Source organism: Microcoleus sp. D2_18a_D3 (assembly GCF_036702455.1).
Classification (GTDB): domain Bacteria; phylum Cyanobacteriota; class Cyanobacteriia; order Cyanobacteriales; family Microcoleaceae; genus Microcoleus.
Map to the genome: position 1 here is coordinate 1 of NZ_JAUBTK010000044.1, position 211 is coordinate 211.

The window sequence follows — 211 nt, forward strand, 5'->3', positions numbered from 1 at the left end:
GGAGATCCAGCCAACGGTGGCGTTGCGGTGACACCAGGTCAAGTCCTGACTCCGGCACAGTTACAGCAACTATTTTTCTCCACGACGGGCAACTTTACAGGAGCCAATTTCACCTACAGCGCCACAGACAACAGCGGCGCCACCAGTCCCGCTGTCGCTACTGTCGCGGCTATCTTGCGCCCGGTGACGCCAACTCCAACAACTCCAACTC

The 211-nt window shown here is 58.3% G+C and carries 1 protein-coding gene; it reads left to right on the top strand.

All coding sequences use genetic code 11. The features are described 5' to 3' along the window. The coding region (locus QUB06_RS19735; RefSeq protein WP_333436696.1) for a hypothetical protein at positions 1–211 on the top strand (211 nt) is incomplete at both ends.